General features: G+C 70.1%; 18 protein-coding genes and 1 tRNA gene. 5 read left to right on the forward strand and 14 right to left on the reverse strand.

Annotated features, from left to right (window positions below):
* The first annotated feature begins 137 nt into the window (after positions 1-137).
* Entirely contained in the window at positions 138-1,115 is a 978-nt protein-coding gene (locus OHA61_RS25375; RefSeq protein ID WP_406304961.1) for a YbhN family protein, read from the forward strand.
* Between the two features lie 99 nt (positions 1,116-1,214).
* On the opposite strand, the gene OHA61_RS25380 is transcribed toward OHA61_RS25375, so the two are convergent.
* The 4 genes from OHA61_RS25380 to OHA61_RS25395 form a co-directional block, all read right to left on the reverse strand.
* Positions 1,215-1,535: a GYD domain-containing protein gene (locus tag OHA61_RS25380; protein WP_406304962.1), complete on the reverse strand. Its 321-nt coding sequence runs from the start codon at positions 1,533-1,535 to the stop codon at positions 1,215-1,217.
* Positions 1,536-1,666: 131 nt separating this feature from the next.
* Positions 1,667-1,963 carry a hypothetical protein gene (locus tag OHA61_RS25385; protein WP_406304963.1) on the reverse strand — a complete coding sequence of 99 codons (297 nt, stop codon included), beginning with the start codon at positions 1,961-1,963 and terminating at the stop codon, positions 1,667-1,669.
* A 97-nt stretch (positions 1,964-2,060) separates the two neighbouring features.
* Entirely contained in the window at positions 2,061-4,094 is a 2,034-nt protein-coding gene (locus tag OHA61_RS25390; protein ID WP_406304964.1) for an APC family permease, read from the reverse strand.
* A 498-nt stretch (positions 4,095-4,592) separates the two neighbouring features.
* Positions 4,593-4,665 (reverse strand) — tRNA-Arg (locus tag OHA61_RS25395).
* A gap of 307 nt (positions 4,666-4,972) precedes the next feature.
* Here OHA61_RS25395 and OHA61_RS25400 point away from each other — a divergent pair.
* The 4 genes from OHA61_RS25400 (at position 4,973) to OHA61_RS25415 (ending at position 10,613) form a co-directional block, all read left to right on the forward strand.
* Positions 4,973-6,589 (forward strand): dynamin family protein, encoded by a 1,617-nt coding sequence (locus OHA61_RS25400; protein WP_406304965.1) that lies wholly within the window; start codon positions 4,973-4,975, stop codon positions 6,587-6,589.
* Positions 6,590-6,594: 5 nt separating this feature from the next.
* Positions 6,595-8,406, forward strand: coding sequence for a GTPase (locus tag OHA61_RS25405; RefSeq protein WP_406304966.1), 1,812 nt, complete (start codon positions 6,595-6,597; stop codon positions 8,404-8,406).
* A 123-nt stretch (positions 8,407-8,529) separates the two neighbouring features.
* Positions 8,530-8,973 carry a single-stranded DNA-binding protein gene (locus OHA61_RS25410; RefSeq protein WP_406304967.1) on the forward strand — a complete coding sequence of 148 codons (444 nt, stop codon included), beginning with the start codon at positions 8,530-8,532 and terminating at the stop codon, positions 8,971-8,973.
* Between the two features lie 224 nt (positions 8,974-9,197).
* The gene (locus OHA61_RS25415; protein WP_406304968.1) at positions 9,198-10,613 is read left to right on the forward strand and encodes a Cys-Gln thioester bond-forming surface protein; all 1,416 of its coding nucleotides are present in this window, start codon (positions 9,198-9,200) and stop codon (positions 10,611-10,613) included.
* A 233-nt stretch (positions 10,614-10,846) separates the two neighbouring features.
* Here the strand turns inward: OHA61_RS25415 and OHA61_RS25420 are convergent, their stop codons facing one another.
* From OHA61_RS25420 to OHA61_RS25465, 10 genes are all read right to left on the reverse strand, one after another.
* A complete protein-coding gene (locus OHA61_RS25420) occupies positions 10,847-12,109 on the reverse strand; it encodes a tyrosine-type recombinase/integrase (RefSeq protein WP_406304969.1) in 1,263 nt (420 codons plus the stop codon).
* Complete coding sequence (locus OHA61_RS25425; protein WP_406304970.1) at positions 12,109-12,309, reverse strand: helix-turn-helix transcriptional regulator; 201 nt, start codon at positions 12,307-12,309, stop codon at positions 12,109-12,111. The genes OHA61_RS25420 and OHA61_RS25425 overlap by 1 nt, the downstream gene beginning before the upstream one ends.
* A 2-nt stretch (positions 12,310-12,311) precedes the next feature.
* The gene (gene repSA, locus OHA61_RS25430; RefSeq protein WP_406304971.1) at positions 12,312-13,685 is read right to left on the reverse strand and encodes a replication initiator protein RepSA; all 1,374 of its coding nucleotides are present in this window, start codon (positions 13,683-13,685) and stop codon (positions 12,312-12,314) included.
* Positions 13,682-13,876, reverse strand: coding sequence for a hypothetical protein (locus tag OHA61_RS25435; RefSeq protein ID WP_406304972.1), 195 nt, complete (start codon positions 13,874-13,876; stop codon positions 13,682-13,684). The genes repSA and OHA61_RS25435 overlap by 4 nt, the downstream gene beginning before the upstream one ends.
* An 87-nt stretch (positions 13,877-13,963) precedes the next feature.
* A complete protein-coding gene (locus OHA61_RS25440) occupies positions 13,964-14,296 on the reverse strand; it encodes a SpdD-like protein (RefSeq protein WP_406304973.1) in 333 nt (110 codons plus the stop codon).
* A gap of 17 nt (positions 14,297-14,313) precedes the next feature.
* On the reverse strand, positions 14,314-14,508 hold the full coding sequence (locus OHA61_RS25445) for a hypothetical protein (protein WP_406304974.1): 195 nt from the start codon (positions 14,506-14,508) through the stop codon (positions 14,314-14,316).
* Positions 14,509-14,522: 14 nt separating this feature from the next.
* Complete coding sequence (locus OHA61_RS25450; protein WP_366730681.1) at positions 14,523-14,714, reverse strand: mobile element transfer protein; 192 nt, start codon at positions 14,712-14,714, stop codon at positions 14,523-14,525.
* Positions 14,715-14,733: 19 nt separating this feature from the next.
* The gene (locus OHA61_RS25455; RefSeq protein ID WP_406304975.1) at positions 14,734-15,381 is read right to left on the reverse strand and encodes a DUF2637 domain-containing protein; all 648 of its coding nucleotides are present in this window, start codon (positions 15,379-15,381) and stop codon (positions 14,734-14,736) included.
* 103 nt (positions 15,382-15,484) lie between these two features.
* Positions 15,485-16,840, reverse strand: a complete 1,356-nt coding sequence (locus OHA61_RS25460; RefSeq protein ID WP_406304976.1) for an FtsK/SpoIIIE domain-containing protein — start codon at positions 16,838-16,840, stop codon at positions 15,485-15,487.
* A 2-nt stretch (positions 16,841-16,842) separates the two neighbouring features.
* Positions 16,843-17,199 carry a hypothetical protein gene (locus OHA61_RS25465; protein WP_175263373.1) on the reverse strand — a complete coding sequence of 119 codons (357 nt, stop codon included), beginning with the start codon at positions 17,197-17,199 and terminating at the stop codon, positions 16,843-16,845.
* Positions 17,200-17,262: the final 63 nt, after the last annotated feature.

The raw sequence follows: 17,262 nt of genomic DNA on the forward strand, positions 1-17,262 counted from the left end.
CGTATCCGCTGGATGTCGGGTTCGCGACACCGGAATGTCGCGAGAGAGGGGCAGGTTCCCGGGCAGCCCTCCCGCCACGTGCCGCGACCGCGCCGCGAGGCGGGCCCCATGAACGAAGGACGGCCGAGAACGTGGCCATGCCCGAGACCCTCCCCCTGCAGCGGCACCCGCTGAACCGCCGGCGGCAGCTGCCAGTCCGCAGGATCCTCTGCTTCGTCCCGTTCGTCCTGGTTGCCGTCTGGGCGGTCGGCAACTGGCCCCTCGTGGCCTCCGGCGTCAGCCGCCTCGGCGGCGCCGACATCAGCTGGCTGCTCATGGGCGGCGTCGTCACCGGACTGTGCTGGGTGGCGGCGTCCTGCGTACGCCAGGGAACCGTAGTGGAACGGCTCCCCACCGGGCGCCTGCTCGCCTCGCAGTTCGCCGCCGGAGCCGCCAACCACTTGCTCCCGGCCGGACTTGGGGCGCATGTGGTCACCCTGCGCTTCCTTCGGGGCTGCGGCATTCCGCTGGACCGTTCGACGGCCGCGCTCGCCCTCTACAGCCTGGTCGAGGCGGTCGCCAGGATCGGACTGCTCCTCGGGCTGGTGCTCGCCTTCCCCGACGCGCTGCGGCTCGATGAGCTCGTACCGCCGGGGAGTACGGTCCCGACGGCGCTCCTCGTCGCGGTCGCCGTGATCGGAGCGGCTGTGATCGTGCTGCTCTCGATACCGCGGCTGCGCCGCTTCGTCGCCGGTTTCCTGCGCACAGCGCTGACCGACGCACGCGCCCTGCACAAGCGGCCGTCCCGGGCGCTGGCCCTGTGGGGCGGCGCACTGGCCTTCCCGCTGCTGCAGGCAGGCGTGCTGGTCTGTGTCGCCCTCGCCCTTGAACTGCCGGTCTCGTGGCACTACATCGTGATCGCCTATCTGGCGGCGAGCATCGCGGCCGGTTTCATCCCGGCTCCGGGCGGCATCGGCTCGGTCGAGCCCGCCCTGGCCGTCGCCCTCGTCACGGTCGGCGCGCCGCTCGTGGTCGCCACCGCGACGGTTCTCGGCTTCCGCTTCCTCACCGTATGGATGCCGCTGCTGCCGGGGGTGGCGGTTCTGGCCGCGCTGGTGCGGTGGCGGGTGCTCTGACCGGTACGGTCAAGCCCTACGGCGGTGCGTGCCGTCAGTGCGCACGAAACTCAGCCCCTGCCGCCCGATGCGGGTCGTCGCACGGGTCAGGCGCGTGCGTCAGGCACCGGGTGCGCGGTACTCCACCTTCTGGCGGGCCGCTTCGTCGATCTCGTCGGCCGTCAGCAGGACGACGGTGTTCGTGCGAACGCCACCGGCCGCCGAGGTGACCAGGCCCATGGCCGCGGCGGAGGCGTTGCTCGGCAGGTCCGCGATGACGTAGACGTCAACCTCGCCGAATGCCCAGTACATGGATTCGATCTGGCCTCCCAGGCCCTGAACCATGCGTTCGACGACCTCGCGGCGCGACGCGGCACCTTCCTTGAGCATTCCCTTCAGGCCGTCCACGGTCAGTGTGACTCTGAAAAGGTATTTCGACATCGGTCTCCGCCTTCGGCATCGTCCCGATCCTTGCCCTTTACCTGAATTCTCCTCCGCCTCGCGTCCCCCGTCGCGGCGAAGCCCGACCTGGTGCCAGAGCCGCGACCGGGATTCCGGAGACCGCGGGCCGGCTACCGCGCGGGGACTGCGAGTTCACGCCCGCGGTAGAAGGCTTCCCGCTCCTCGACGACGTACGGGGCCATGGCCTCGTGCCGCCGCGTCTCCGCCTCGGAGGCCCGCCAGGAGTCGCATGCCTCCTTGGTGTCCCAGAACGACACCCCGGTGATCTCCCGGCCGTCCTCGCTCCAGTACGCGTATGCGTAGCGCAAGGCCTGCGGATACGGGTCCGGGCGCCAGGACCTCTCGAACTCCTCCAACGCGCCGGGCTTGATGCGGCGCGTCGTCACCCAGACGAATAGCTCCTTCATCGCAGCCTCCTCCGGAACGCCGCGTTCGGCCTGACGGCGTCCTCTCCCAACCACCGTAGGTCGGCGCTGGCGCTCGCGCCTCCTCTCCGCGGGGCGGCTAGTGGGGCGTGCTGACGTCGTCGCTCTCGGGTGCCGTCGTGGGTTCTCCGCGGCGTACGGAGCCGGGGGCGCGGGCGGCAGGGTGGTCGGCGCGGGCGGAGGAGGACAGCTGCCAGGGGACGCTGGTCACCATCACCCCGGGGGTGAACAGCAGGCGGCTCTTGAGCCACAGCGCCGACTGGTTGTGCAGCAGGTTCTCCCACCAGTGGCCGACGACGTACTCGGGGATGAAGACCGCGACCACGTCGCGCGGGCTCTCGCGCCGTATCGAGCGCACGTATTCCACCACCGATTTGGTGATCTCGCGGTAGGGGGAGTCGAGGACCTTGAGCGGGACCTCGATGCCGTAGTCCTCCCACTGCCGCTGGAGCGCGGTGGAGGCGTCGCGGTCGACCGCGACGGTGAGGGCTTCCAGCCGGTCGGGCCTGAAGGCGCGTGCGTAGGCCAGCGCCCGCAGGGTCGGTTTGTGGATGGTGGACACGAGCACGATGGCCAGCACCCGGGAAGGCCGGACCATCTCGCTGCGCGGGTCGGTGATCGCGAGTTCGGCCGCGACGGAGTCGTAGTGGCGGCGGATGCCGCGCATCATCACGAACAGCACGGTCGCCGCCAGCACCGCCAGCCACGCGCCCTGGGTGAACTTGGTGGCCAGCACGATGACCAGGACCAGACACGTGACGACCGCGCCCGTGGCGTTGATGACCCGCGCGAGCTGATGGCGGCGGCGGACCGTCTGATCGGGCTCGGTGCGCAGCTCGCGGTTCCAGTGCCGGACCATGCCCGTCTGGGAGAGCGTGAAGGAGGTGAACACGCCCAGGATGTAGAGGTGGATGAGGCTGGTGACATTGGCCTTGTAGCCCCACAGCAGCAGTCCGGCCACGATCGCCAGGGCCAGGATGCCGTTGGAGAACGCGAGCCGGTCGCCGCGGTTGTGCAACTGGCGCGGCAGATAGCGGTGCTGGGCGAGAATCGAGGCGAGCAGCGGGAAGCCGTTGAAGGCGGTGTTCGCGGCGAGGATCAGGACCAGGGCGGTGGCGGCCTGGATGAAGTAGAAGCCGACGCTGTTCTCGCCGCCGAAGACGGAGGCGGCCAGCTGCGCGATGACCGTGCGCTGCGTGTAGCCCTCGCAGTCGGTCAGCCCCGTCAGCCGGCAGGAGTCGTCGGTGATGTGCACCTTGGCCACGATGGCGAGCGTGGTGACGCCGACGAACATCGTGATGGCGATGATGCCCATCGCTGCCATGGTGGTCGCGGCGTTCTGGGACTTGGGCTTGCGGAAGGCGGGCACGCCGTTGGAGATCGCCTCCACGCCGGTCAGTGCCGTACAGCCGCTGGAGAACGCGCGCAGGACCAGCATCACCAGCGCGAGGCCCGCCAGGTCCGCGTCCCCGGGCGCCGCCTTGATGCCGTAGGCGGCGCTTTCGGCCACCGGCGCGTCACCCATCAGATAGCGGAACAGGCCGGTACCGACCATGATCAGTACGCCGCCGATGAACAGATAGGTCGGCGTGGCGAACAGTTGGCCCGACTCGCGTACACCGCGCAGGTTCATCGCGGTCAGCAGGGCGACGAAGACCAGCGCCATCAGTACCCGCTCGTCGGCCAGTTCGGGCACCGCCGAGATGATGTTGTCGACGCCGGAGGCGACCGATACGGCCACCGTCATCACGTAGTCGACCAGCAGCGAGGAGGCGACGACCAGGCCGGCCGACGGGCCGAGGTTCGTCGAGGCCACCTCGTACGAGCCGCCGCCGCTCGGATAGGCGTGCACCACCTGGCGGTAGGACAGCACCACCACGGTCATCAGCGCCACGACCGCGGCCGCGATCCAGGGCGTGAAATGCAGATACGCCAGGCCGCCCAGCGTGAGGACCAGCAGAATCTCCTGGGTGGCGTACGCCACCGAGGACAGCGGGTCGGAGGCGAAGATCGGCAGAGCGAGGCGCTTGGGCAGCAGCGTCTCGCCCAGCTCTTCGCTGCGCCTTGCCCGGCCGATCACCAGCCGCTTGAGTATCCCGGTCACGTTGAGCACGGCGCGAGCGTAAGCCGCCCCACCGGCCGGAATGCACCGTCAGAGGGGTCTGAGGGGCATCAAGAACTCGTTAGGATTCGCCGAGGCTTCGTACAAATGGCGCAATTTCGCCGAGGAGGGCGGCCGGCCGACGCGTCAGAACCGACCGCGGCGGCCTGCGCGAGGGCCCGCCTCGAAACGGCTGCGCGCCTCGAGCCGTTCCCTCAGGCCCAGACGCTGTCGGCCGCACCGCCCGCTTGCGGGGTTCCGCGGTGGACGTACACCGACCGCCGCCGGTCTCGCCCAACTCCCGCTGGGCCGCGGGGAGAACTAGGAGGCGATGCGCCGCAATCCGCCCGTGGCCGCTCCTTCCGCCTGCACAGCCCGACCATTGACTGAGAAGATCAACTTCCCGCTGAAGCCGGCTTCGCCGGTGCTGTGCGGCCTCTCCGTCATCCATGACGTGCTGAGCGTGAAAAAGCCCCCCACGAGGGAGGGCCGGACATCGATCGGGAAGAGTGCCCCCGGCAGGACTCGAACCTGCGGCCAAGCGCTTAGAAGGCGCCTGCTCTATCCACTGAGCTACGGGGGCCGAATGGTGGCCTCGGTGGCCTGGAGCCCACGTCGGGTGGTCCGTGACCTTGCCGGGGACAAGGATAGGGCTCCGATCGCCTTGACCCCGTTGCTTCACCTGCGTGGCACGATGTGGAGGTTCGGTGAAGCGAACCGATAATCGCAGGCAGGCGCGATTCACGCACCGCTTTTAGCGCCTCGCGTCTCGGGTGTTGTGCACTCGTTATGCCTGCGCCCCACTCGCCCCATGTGTCCCGTCTGTCCGACCGGCGCGCAGGGAGGGCTATACGCTTCAAAAAGCCACTTAAATTGGGCATTCTTCGCATGTGGTGACCTTGGATGCACGGCCTCAGCTGATCGACGCACTCTCCGCCCTCCGCGACCGTGTCGCCGCCGTGCGTCTCCCTCTTCCCCTTCCTGGCGCCCCGCGCGCTCGGCAGACGCGTGCAGAGCTGCTCGCACAGCTCGACGACTATCTCGTGCCCCGGCTCAAGGAGCCCGAAGCGCCTCTTCTCGCCGTCGTCGGCGGATCCACCGGTGCCGGGAAGTCGACCCTCGTCAACTCCCTTGTGGGGCGGCGGGTCAGCGAGGCCGGGGTGCTGCGGCCCACCACCCGTACGCCGGTGCTCGTATGCCATCCCGACGACCACCACTGGTTCGCGGGAATGCGGGTCCTGCCGCACCTCACCCGCGTATGGCTGCCCCAGCAGGACGAGACCGAAGGGGAACAGGACGGTGCCCGCGAGGCGGCCGACGCGCAGAGCTCCCTGCGGATCGAGACCTCCGCCGGCCTCCCCCGTGGGCTTGCACTGCTCGACGCGCCCGACATCGACTCGCTCGTCGTCGAGAACCGGCTGCTGGCCGCCGAGTTGATCTGCGCCGCCGATGTGTGGGTGATGGTGACGACGGCCTCGCGGTACGCGGACGCGGTCCCCTGGCATCTGCTGCGTACCGCCAAGGAGTACGACGCCACGCTGGTCACCGTGCTCGACCGGGTGCCCCACCAGGTCGTCGCGGAGGTCTCGCGCCAGTACGCGGCCCTGCTGACCAAGGCCGGACTCGGCGAGGTGCCGCGGTTCACGATCCCGGAGCTGCCCGAGTCGGCGGGCGGCGGCAACGGGCTGCTGCCCACCACCGCCGTCGCCCCCCTCTTCGCCTGGCTGGCCCACCGGGCGCAGGATCCGGCGGCCCGCCAGCAGGCACTGGCACGTACCGCATCGGGCGTGATCGATTCGCTCAACGCCCGGATGCCGGAGCTCGCGGCCGCGGTGGCGGGGCAGTACGCAGCGGCCGTACGGCTCACCGGCGCGGTCGAGGACGCGTACGACAAGGAGCGCGAGCGGGTACGCGGACAGCTCCGGAGCGGTGCGGTGCTCGCGGGCGACGCGCGGACTCGCTGGCGGGGGTTTCCGCGCGACAGCTCCGCGGGCGAGCTGCTGGACGCGCTGGTGGGCAGCCTGTCCGCGCTGCTGCAATGCGCCGTCGCTGCCGCCGACGAACGCGTCCAGGACGTCTGGCGGCGCGAGCCCGCCGCGGAGGCCGTCCTCGCTCGGGGAGGGCGGCCGGATCTGGAGTCCGCGGAACGGATCGGGATCGCCGTGCGCCGCTGGCGGCGGGAGCTGGAGGAGCTCGCCGACGAAGAGGTACGCCGGCTGGAGCTGAATCTCCCGCCCGACGCGGAGACCGTGGCCGCACTGATCGCGGCCGCACTGCTCGGCGGCAGGCGCGCACGCGGAGCGGGGGAGCGCCTTGCTGAACGGATCGGCGCCAAGGGCGCGCTGCGACTGCGCGACAAGGGCGGCGAGCTCATGGCGACATACATCGACGGCGTACTGCACGGCGAACGCGACCTCCGGCTGGCACCCGTGGACGCACTCGAAGTGACCCCCGAGCCGCAGGCCGAACTGATCGCCGCGCTGTCCGTACTGCAGAAGGAGAGGTGACGGCGTTGACCGCCATCACTGACGACGAGAACGAGGCCGCGGACCGCTGGGACGACGGGCTGATCGCCCGGCGCGCGGGCGGCCGCGACGACAGTGGGCTGCGCGATGAGGAGACAGGGGAGGGGACCGAGGAGGAGGTGGGCGAGGAGCATGTCCCGATCGGCGGGGCGTACGTCGGGCCGCTTCGGGTACGCCTCGACGCCCTGCGGGAGCTCATCGGCCTGTCACGGACGCGGCTGGACGGGCAGACACTCGCTGAAGCGGGACGCGTCCTCGACGAGGCGGCCGCCCGCCAGCGGCTCTCCTCGCGGCACACCGTCGTCGCCATCGCGGGCGCCACAGGCAGTGGCAAGTCGACGCTCTTCAACGCCCTGGCCCAGGTGCCGATCTCGGAGACCGGACTGCGCAGGCCCACCACCACAGGACCGATCGCCTGCACATGGTCGGATGGTGCCGCCGGGCTGCTCGACCGGCTCGCCATCCCGCCCCGGCTGCGGCGCAGACCCCTCGCGGGCGGCGCCGAGGAGCTGTCCGGGCTGGTGCTCGTCGACCTGCCCGACCACGACTCGGCACTGGTCCGCCACCGGGAACAGGTGGACCGGGTGCTGGCACTGGTGGATGCGGTGATCTGGGTCGTCGACCCGGAGAAGTACGCGGACGCAGCCCTGCACGAGCGGTATCTGCGGCCGCTCGCCGGGCATGCGGAGATCACCTTCGTGGTGCTGAACCAGGTGGACCGGCTGCCGGGCGAGGCAGCCGACCAGGTGCTCGACGATCTGCGCCGCCTCCTGGACGAGGACGGTATGGCACTCGGCGAACACGGCGAACCCGGCGCAACCGTGCTCCCGCTCTCCGCGCTGACCGGCGAAGGCGTCGGGGAACTGCGGGAGATGATCGGGACGTTCGTACAGGAGCGCACTGCCCCGGCGCGGCGCCTGTCCGCCGATGTGGAGGCCGCCGCGGCCAAACTGCGTGCCGTGTACGTGGCCGACGGCAGGACCGGACTGAGCGAACGCTCGCGCGAGGACTTCGCCGCCCGGCTCGCCGAGGCGATCGGTGCGAAGGCCGCCGGTGAGACTGCGGAGCGCGAGTGGCGCAGGAACGCCGGGCGGGCGTGCGGGACGCCCTGGCTGCGGCTGTGGCGCTGGTACGAGGGCACGCGCACGCCGGGCAGCGGGGCGCCGGAGGCCGCGGAGCCGGTAGAGGAGGAGCTCACCGCGCGACAACGGGTCGAACAGGCAGTGCGTACGGTCGCGGACGAGGCGGCCGCCGGGCTGCCCGGGCCCTGGGCGCAGGCGGTGCGCGAGGCAGCGGTGCGCGGGGCCGAGGGGCTGCCGGAGGCGCTGGACGAGCTGGCGACGCGGGAGGCGGAGGCGACGAGCGGACGGCCCCTGCGGCCGAAGTGGTGGCCGGCCGCGGTACTGGCACAGGCATCGATGACGCTGCTTCAGATCTACGGCGGGCTCTGGCTGGTGGGCCAGATCATCGGTGTCCTGGAGCCGGGGCTGCTGACACCGGCGATGCTGATGCTCGCCGGGATCGTGGGCGGGCCGCTGGTGGAGTGGGCGTCGGGGGCGGCCGTACGGGGGCCGGCGCGGCGGTACGGACAGGACGCCGAGCGGCGGCTGCGGGAGGTTGCGGCCGGGTGCGGGCGGGCGAGGGTGCTCGACCCGATCGCGGGGGAGCTCATGCGCTACCGCGAGGTGCGGGAGCAGTACTCGACGGTGTCGTCGGGGAAGGCGGGGGCTTCCGTGGCGGTTCCGAGGGGCGGTTCCGGGGGCGGGCCTGGGGGCGGGTCTGTATGGCTTCAGCGGTGACCGGGGTGAGGGGGGTGACGGGGTTTTCCACAGAGGGGCTCTCGTCCACAGGCGTCAGCGGGATCTTTCCGTCCGGTCCAGCATGGAGATCGGTCAGCACAACCGGACGGGGAGGTGGCTGTCGTGAACGACACGATGGTGACGGTAGTGGGCAATGTCGCCACGAATGTGGAGTACCGGGAATCAGTGGCTGGAGGCATGGCGCGATTCCGATTCGCTGTCACACCGAGGCGATGGGACAAGCAGAGCGGAAGCTGGACGGACGGGCACACCAGCTTCTACACGGTCTTCGCCTGGCGGTCACTCGCCATGAATCTGGCCGGGTCGGTCTCCGTGGGGGACCCGCTTCTTGTCCATGGGCGGTTGAAGGTGCGCGAGGAGGAGCGGGAAGGGCAGCGCAGGACATCGGTGGAGATCGACGCGGTGGCAGTGGGCCACGATCTGACGCGCGGGACCTCGGCATTCCGGCGCGTGGTGAAGGCGGAACCGAATCTGACGGCCCGTCCGGCGGAGCGCGCCGGCCGGCGATCCGAGGAGGTCGGTGTGGCGCCGGTAGCCGTGCCCTGACCAGGAGTTGTGGAGATTTGTCGATTCCGGTACGGGGATTCGGCGATGGCGAGAGAGACGGCGATAACGATTCCGAGTCGGAATGGTTGTCTGACGGTATGACTGGGGACTGGGGTGCGCGGCATCCATAGGATTTCGGCGTACCACGGGGCACTTGAGTCTGCAGGCGAGGCGCTCCCCCCACGCGTCACACGCGAATAGGGCCTCGCCCGGAGGGGAATTCTGTGTTTGCTGTGTTCTCTGCGTCGGTCGGACGCAGGCGGAGCGCTGCTCGTCGTCTTACTGCTGCGGCCTTGCTGTCGGGCCTCATCGCGACCGGCTCCCTGGCCGCCGCGGGCCCGGCCGCCGCCGACGACGACGTCCAGCACCAGGGTGGCGCGGTTGCCACTCTCGACGGGCTGAAGACCTTTGACCGGGCCGTGCTCCGCACGAACGGCAAGAAGCACGAAATCCCCGCCGGGGTCTTCGAGATGACCGTCGACGGCGGCGGCCGGTTGAAGACGTACTGCATCGACATCCACAACCCGACCCAGGACCAGGCGAAGTACCTCGAGACCCCCTGGAACCAGACCTCGCTGGGTACCAACAAGGACGCGGGCAGGATCCGGTGGATCCTGCAGCACTCCTACCCCCAGGTCGACGACCTGGCGGCGCTGGCCAAGTCGGCGGGCACCGGGCCGCTCTCCGAGAGGACCGCGGCGGCCGGCACCCAGGTGGCCATCTGGCGCTACTCGGACGGCGCGGACGTCGACGCGCTCGACCCCGCCGCGGAGAAGCTCGCGGACTGGCTGGAAGCCAAGGCTCAGAACGTGGCGGAGCCGAAGGCCTCGCTCAGCCTGGAGCCGAACGCCGTCTCCGGCAAGGCGGGCGGACGGCTCGGCCCGGTCACTGTCCGCACCGATGCCGGGCAGGTCGCCCTGACCCCTCCGGACGACGCGGCAGCCAGCGGGATCAAGATCACTGATGTGGCCGGGAAGCCTCTCACCGCGGTCGTCAACGGGGCTCAGCTGTACTTCGACGTGCCGGCCGGTGCCGTCGACGGCTCGGCGACGCTGACGGCGCAGGCCACCACCTCCGTGCCGGTGGGCCGTGCCTTCGCGGGTGCGACCAAGAGCCAGACCCAGATCCTGGCCGGCTCCAGCGAGTCCACGGTCTCCGCGACCGCCACGGCGACCTGGGCGAAGGCGGGCGCGATCCCGGCGCTTTCGGCGAAGAAGAACTGCGCCAAGGGCGGCGTGGACATCAGCGCGGCCAACAAGGGCGACGCCCCGTTCAGCTTCGAGCTGATGGGCTTCAAGCACACGATCCCGGCCGGGGCGTCCAGGACGGTCACCATCCCGGTCGCCGAGGACCAGGCGTACGACTTCACCATCACCGGGCCCGAAGGCTTCAGCAAGACCTTCAAGGGCGTGCTGGACTGCAAGACCACTGGCGCCTCGGGCCCCGAGGACACTCCCTCGTCTCAGCCCAGCCCGGCCTCGGCCGGTGGCACCTCCAGTGGCCTTGAGGGCGACCTCGCCGCGACGGGCAGCTCCAACGCCACCCCGATGATCGCGGGCATCGCGATCGCGCTGGTCGTGATCGGCGGCGGCGCGGTCTTCTTCCTCCGCAAGAAGAAGGAGACGCCCACCGAGGAGTGAGCGCTCCCTCGCGCAACGTGACACTGCGCCGAGACGGCCCCGGTTCGCCTGCTGTGCGGACCGGGGCCGTTCCGTCGGTGCCGGTCCTGTGCCGATGGCCGGACCGGAGCAGGGGCCCCCGACCTACCGGTTTCCATCGAGGGATGGACGTACGGCAAGATGGGGTGTTACTTGCCGACCTTGGGCATGAAACAGCCCCTCACCAGCGGGTTTCCCGTCGATGAGGGGCCGTTTCAGGCGGCTTGGGCCGTCTCTGGGCCGTCGTGGGCGTGACCGGCGGCCCGGTACATCGCGCTGATAGCTCTGCGGGTCCTGGTCTCGCTGCTGGGCATCAGGTGCGTGTAGACGCGGAGCGTGAACCCCGGATCGCTGTGCCCGAGATAGAGGCTGAGGGCCTTGATGTTCTCCCCGGCGTCCAGGAGGACCGAGGCATAGAAGTGCCGCAGAGCGTGCATCCCGTGTTCGCGGGCGACGATGTGACGCTCTCCCTTCTCGGGGGTGGGGATGATGCCGGCCGATGCGAGAGCCGGTTTCCACGCCTGGTCGTTGAACGCGTTGCTCCATGGGGCCTTGCCGACTCCGTTCGTGAAGACGAGGCGACGCGTGACCTTCGGCCCGGTGGGAGTGAGCCAGGGCAAGGTCACGTCGACGGGCGGGAAGCACGCCATGTGCTCGGTCAGAGCCGTCGACACCTCGGGGTCGAGGGGAACGTCACGCAGCTTGCCGCGCTTTGGTGGGGCGAACACGAGTGTGCCGCGGATCTTCTTGACCTGCTGCCGGACGTAGAGCCAGCCGAGATCCCCGACGTCGTCGACGGCGAGCCCGAAGATCTCGCCCTGACGCAGACCGCACCCGCCACCAACATCTGTCACGGCCCGGTACCGCTCAGGCAGTCCGGCCCGCACCGCGAACACCTGAGAAGCCGACCACGGGTGCACGCGTGACGGTGCCGGACGCGGAGCCTTGACCGATCGGGCCCGGCACGGATTGGAGGCCAGGAGACGGTCATCCACGGCCGCATTGAGAACAGAGGAGACCGCGTCAAAGATCAGGCGGCGGTAGGAGGCCGACGCCACCGTGTCTTCAAGCTGACGGCTCCAGTCCCGGATGTGCTCGGGCTGAAAAGACCCAATCGGCCGTGTTCCGAGGTAGGGCAGGGCATGAAGTCGAAGACGCCCCTCGACCGCGGCCCGGCTCGTCAGGTCGGTGGTCAGCGCCGCGATCCAGCGCTCCGCGTACTCCCGGAACGTCGTCCGAGCCGCACGAGGATCGATGTACTGGCCGCGAGCCATGTCCGCTTCGATGCTGGTCAACCAGGCATCAGCCAAGCGCTTCTGCTTGTCGGGGAAGCTCTTGGACTTCTCTGTGCCGTCCGGGCCGACGTAGCGCGCTCGATAGCGCATTCCGCTGCCGTGACGTTCCGTCTTAACCTTCACCGGACGCCCGTCTGAGCCGACTTCCGCCCGGTACCAGCGGTCTTGGATGTGTCCGGCCATCAGGCGGCAGCTCCGTTCTGCAGGGATTCGACCCAGGAGCGGACGTCGTCCGGGTCGTAGCGAAGGTGTCGACCGACGCGGAAGCCGCGGGGACCTGTGCGCTTGCGGCGCCACTGGTAGACCGTCTCGACGCTGGGTAGGTCGAACATCTCCACCAGGTCGTCAGGCGTCAGGTAGCGGCTGGGGAGCTGCACGGCCATGGTCACCACTCCTTCTCGTCGATCAGGGCTCCGAGTTCTTGGCGAGCTGTTTCGCGGTTGAGTTGAAGATCGCGGGCGATGGTGGCGGCGAGCGCGGATTCGCCGGGGGTGTGGCCGTGCCCGGCGTACTGCCAGGAGGCGAGGACGAGCACGGTGTCCGGCTCGGCGAGGGCGTCGCCCTCCTGGGCGGCGCGGTAGTCGGCGCGGATCTGTCGGAGGGCGCCGAGCGTGGTGGAGTAACGGCGGGACTTGGTGGAGAAGTGGCCGCGGAAGCCGAGCATGTGGGCCCATGCGGCGAGCTTGCGATCGGGGTAGAGCGGGGCGAGGTCGAGGCAGGCCTCGATGAGTCGGCGGGGATGGTCGGGCACGCCGAGTAGTTCGAGCACTTCCCGGTTGCCGATGCGACGATCCAGGCTGCCGGTCGACTCGGCGGCTTTGGTCGCGTACTTCGCGACGTAGGAGGCCACCGCCTGCTCGGTGATGTCGGAGCCGTCGCCGAAGGCATGGACGGGTCGGATGTCGAGCTGTCGGCCCCAGCGGAAAGGCCGGCACGGCTGGTCCCCGGCAGCGGGCACCATGATCGTGGTGTACGCGTGGGCGACCGCGGCGCGGATCGAGTCGGTGAGCACGGCGACGGTTGCCCAGGACGGCGGCGGCGAGTCGGGCCCGTCCGGTCCGTCGAGGCGGATCACGGCATGGAAGTGGATCGCTCCGCGCTTCTGGAACTCGGCGACCTTGCCGTAGGACAGGCGCAGTTGTTCCGCGAGAGCGCGTTGTGTGAGTCCGGCTCGTGCGGCGAGTTCGCGGCGCAGCCGGGTGGTGAAGCGCTGCCACAGATCCCCAGCGTGGTTGTTGAACAGGACCGTCCCCGCGTAGTCGTACGTCGCCGGGTCGAGCGCCGTGCCGAGGCCGGGATCGTCCTCCTGGTGGCGGGTGCCGCACCGGCAGACACCGCGGTCGGGCCGGTTGTGCACCGGGCCGAACGAGGGCGCGGTGAACGTGGCGAACACGCGGGGATGGTCGCGGACGGTGGCAGGGATGTCCTTGGACTCATCCCCGGCGAGCCCGGCGCGGATCAGGTGGTAGGTGTCCCCGGCGTAGGTGTAGGCGCAGGAAGGGCAGCGGGAGGCGCGGCGGTTGCCGCAGGCGACGCGGAGCCGTCCGCCAGGCTCGGTGTCGGTCGAGTAGTGGCGCAGGGTCTCGCCGGTGGTCTTGTCCTTGGCGAGCGTCCAGCCGGTCAGGTGGATTGGGTCGGAGCAGCCGCCCGTCCGACGCACCTGCTCTTGCCAGCGGTCGAAGCCGGGGGACCCGGCTACCCGCAGCGCGTCGCCGAGGGTGGCCGGGTCCAGGCCCGCCAGGGTGGCGGTGTCTGTCACGCGCTCACCCCCGTGAGGGTGAGGAGCGGGCGGCGGGTCAGGCGGGTGCCGGTGCCCTGGCAGGCCGGGCAGTGGACCGCGATGGTGCGAAGGTGGCCGCGGCGGTCGCGGCCGCCGAGTGTCACCCGCACGGTGGGGAAGCCGTCGCAGTTCGAGCAGATCCGCGCTGTGGCGGGGTCTTTGCCGGTCATGATGGGTGTTCCTTCCTGTCCATTGAGGTGGGTTGGGGCGCGGCTCGGGGCGGTGGTGACTTGGCGGTTTCGGCCGCCCCGGGCCGGTCAGAAGCGCTTGCTCTGGTTGTTCAGAAGCGAGCGGAGCACTACGGCGCAGACGGCGACCGAGGCGGCGGTGATGGCCACCGCGAGGAACATGGAGACCAGCACCGCGCCGACGACGAGGACCGCGGCCGTCCCACCGCCGACGAGGGCGAGGAGGGTGCCGGGGGTCATCTGGACGGCGGGGCGAACCGGAGCGGGCGCGGGTGCCGGAGCCGAAGCGTGGTGGCAGGTGCAGGCCGGTGCCGGGTGCTGCTGCTCGATGTGGGTCGGCGTGACGACCGGGCTGACGATGCCGGTCGGAGTCGGCATGGTGGGGATGCGCGGGCGGAGCATGTGGGTTCTCCCTTCGGTTACTTCTGGGTGTCGTTGACGACGTCGACGCCCGTGCGGGTGCCGGACTCGATCGCGGGGGCAAGGAACGTGTCGGCGAGAAGGAAGCCGCCGAGGAGGAGCACGACGATCAGCCATGTCGGAGGGCGGAAGAGCCGAATTCCGAAGTAGCCGAAGACGGCGACGACGAGGATCAAGGGCAGTTCGACGTTCATCGGGTGCTCTCCTGTCAGGCGATTCGGCACCGGTGGGTGCGGGCGGCGAGGGTGGCGGCGGAGCGGCTGGTGTAGTCCGAGGACCAGCCGCATCGGTCGGCGGTGCAGACGGCGGCGTGCTTCGTGCGTCCGTGCCGGTCGCGATGGGTGCCGACCTGAACGGGGCCGATGCTCATCACGGAGTGGAAGAAGTCGCGGGCAGGCATGGTCTGTTGTCCTTTCTGGTCAGGTGAGTTGTGCGGCGATGGCCTCTGCCATCGGGGCGGGGACGCCGAGGCGGGTGCGCAGGGTGTCCGTGTCGATCGGGTTGCCGGTCGCGGCGCGGTGGGCGTCGGCGACCTTGCGGGCGTGGGCGACGAGCGGGGCCGGAGCCGAGACGGCGACGGGTTCGGGCGTGGCCGCGGGCAGAGCCGGAGCAGGCTCAGGTGTTTCGACTGCCGCCGTCGCGGATTCGTGCGTCGTGACTGGTTCGGCCGGCAGATCGTCGACCGGCTCGGGGTGGGGCTGGGGCTCGGCCGGAGAGTGGGCAAGGAGCGTGCCGCCGAGGAAGGCGAGCGCGGGCCATCCAGCGATGCCGACGCGGAGCCAGGCCGGGGGATGTGCCACGTCGAGCAGTCCGGCGGTGGCGACGTTGGCCCCGAGGGAGGCGACCAGGGCGATCAGGAACCAGCACCAGGCCAGCCGGGACGGTCCGTCGTTGCGCAGTCGACGCCAGGCGGCGACCAGGAGCAGGTCGACGCTGACGGGGTAGGCCCATGCCTTCCATCCGGTCTGTCCGGCAGCTGCGGCGAGGTCGTGCAGGTGGGCGAAGGACAGGGCCCCGGCGATCACGGCTTGCACGAGGACGGCGTCGATGCGGAGCGAGTGGCGCATGTCTTCACCTCCTTCCGAGGGAGTGGCGGTCCCGCCCCCGTTCGGGCATGGCGGGGGTAAGGACCTGGCGCGAGACGGTCACGCCGACCGGGATGCAGGGAGATCAGGCGGAGACGGATGCCTCAGCGGGAGCCGGGATCTTGACCAGCGAGACCGTGGACGGCAGCGGTCGGAAGGGAGCCAGCTCCGGCAGATCCGGAGTGCGGTGCGCGTTGGCGTTGCAGACGTTCACTGCCTGGCGCAGCGAAGTGAAGGGCGTACGAATACGGACCCATCCGCCGGTCGAGTCACCGGCGACGGCGGTGCCCGGGCGGTCGGCGGGAATCTGCGTTGCGGCGAGCACGGCGTCCGGGGAGATGTCGCCGAACGCCATCTTGGCGGAGGCCTCATCGTTGACGCGGTGCGAAGTGCGGCCGGTGAGCTGTGCGCGGAGCATGGTGATCCCGTCGCCGAGCTCGGACCCGAAACGCTGCCCGCAGATTTCTACGTAGATGCCGGCAGCGCGGCCGAGCTGGACGAGCCGGACCAGTGCAGTGATGATGCGCTCGCGGCGCTTCTTCTCCGCTGCGTTGGCGAACAGCGACAGCTCGGCCACCTCGTCGACCAGGACCACGATCGGCACGGGGCGAAGGTGCTCGGGCAGGCCCCAGATGTCGGCGGTGATCTCCGCGTCCGGGATGTCCGAGCTGATGCGCTGCTCGCGTCGGACGATCCGGTATGTCGCTGCCATCCGATCCACGAGGACATCGAGCAGGGCGGCGGCATCGTCCGGGTTGTCGGCGAGCGCCGAGAAGCGCCGGGCCAGGGGATAGTGCTCTACTCCCTCCTTGCAGTCGATGCCGACCAGGGCGACATCGAGCGCGGCGAGCTCCTTGACCAACTGCCGCTGGTAGACCGACTTTCCGGACTCCGTCGCGCCGAGGTTGAGAGCGTGCGGAACCTGCCGGTAGTCCCGGTAGTGCACCTCCCCGTCCTCGCGCAGCGCGACCGGTATACGTAGTCCCTTGCGCTCGACCTTGGCGGGCATCTGCACCCGCTTGAGCACGTCGTAACCGGTCATCCGCAGCTCGACCACACCGGATTTGATCTCGCGGGACGTGACGCCCTGCATGGTGAAGGAGTGCCGCAGCCGATCGGTCGAGGCCACGAAATCGAAGGCGTCCTGACCGGGCTGGAGCTTGAGCCGCAGCACCAGACCGGTGCGGGTCAGGCGGAGCCGCAGAATGCGGGGCGGTCGAGGGGCGGGGATAGGCCGGTGAGCGATACGGGCCCAGGCCAGCCGCATTCGGGACGGCGGGACGGTGAGCCCGCAGGCGTCCATGACCGAGGCGTACCGGAACAGGACCCGCAGCACCGCGAGGACGGCCCCGATGACGAGCCAGTACCAGGCGGGACGCTGCCACTTCAGCAGCAGCGCCAGCCCGACGACGGCCAGCAGGCCGATCGCTGTCCCGGTCATGATCAGGCCGCCTTCTGCTTCGCGGTGTCCGCAGCGAGTGAGGTGACGGCCACGGCGCGGAAGCTGATGCCGTGCCGCTTCTGGCCGCCGAACTCGTTCTCCCACGGTCGGGCCACTACACCGGTCAGACCGACCGGGGTGCCGGTGGCCAGCTCGCCGGTGACGCCGGTCTCCAGAACGGTGAGGGTCAGGATCTCGGCGTTGCCGTTCATCACGAACATGACGTCGATCGTCATCAGCGGCGCGCCGGTCTCGCGGTCGATGGCGACCTCTCCGGTCTGGCGGTTAGCAATCTTCGGCTGCGGAGGCTGGGCCACCATCACGACCGCGCCGGTGGTGTCGACGGGAATCTGACGCATTGTCTTGTCTCCTGTGGTTGAGGCTGGTTGAACCCGCCGTATCGGGCGGTGAGATCAGGAGAC

It is taken from the genome of Streptomyces sp. NBC_00885 (assembly GCF_045207475.1).
GTDB lineage: Bacteria > Actinomycetota > Actinomycetes > Streptomycetales > Streptomycetaceae > Streptomyces.